This is a genomic window from Bradyrhizobium sp. Kon56 (genome assembly GCF_055807635.1).
In genome coordinates this window covers 1-550 of sequence record NZ_JBVVOU010000136.1, presented here as the reverse complement: position 1 = coordinate 550, position 550 = coordinate 1, and the positions used below count along the sequence as shown (strand labels likewise).

The 550-nt window shown below is 59.5% G+C and carries 2 protein-coding genes; both read right to left on the bottom strand.

What is annotated here, in order from left to right; genetic code table 11:
• The coding region (locus tag AC0L3B_RS38300; protein WP_473382749.1) for a hypothetical protein at positions 1-295 on the bottom strand (295 nt) is incomplete at its 3' end.
• Between the two features lie 63 nt (positions 296-358).
• A partial coding sequence (locus tag AC0L3B_RS38295; protein WP_473382747.1) for a GlsB/YeaQ/YmgE family stress response membrane protein occupies positions 359-550 on the bottom strand: 192 nt, incomplete at its 5' end.

Sequence of the window (550 nt, the reverse complement as noted above, 5' to 3'; positions counted from 1 at the left end):
TTTGAGAAGGTGTCGGATTGCTCTGCTGCTGAAGCGCCGCGGGGTCGCCGCCCGCATGAGGGACGCACGTACCGATGTTGCTGAGCAGGCGTTTGGCCTGGAGATCGCGGACCTTTGAGTATTCGCGTCGTCGCTCGATATTGGCCGCGGCCCATCGGTCCCAGGCCTCGAAAGCGTCCGTATAGTGCTTTCGCATCTGCTCCTCGGCGGCAAGGCAATCGGCGAATTTGTCGAAAACAAGGTCGGTGTTGACCGGGGTCATGCCTCCTACCAGGACAACGAGCATCCATTTCATCTTGCCGATCGCCTTTCACACCGGGCGAATTCTCCGCTAACGCGCAGAATTCCGTCACTGTGGTTAGATGGCCCGACGGCTGCGACCGGCTACAAAACCGTAGATGAAAAGCACGATGATGGCGCCTACCACTGCCCCCACTAGTCCTGCGCCTTCTCCTGGCCGGTACCAGCCGAGAGATTGGCCAAGATAGGTCGCAACGAACGCGCCCACTATTCCCAGGATGGTGGTCAGGATGAAACCCGAGGGCTCGTT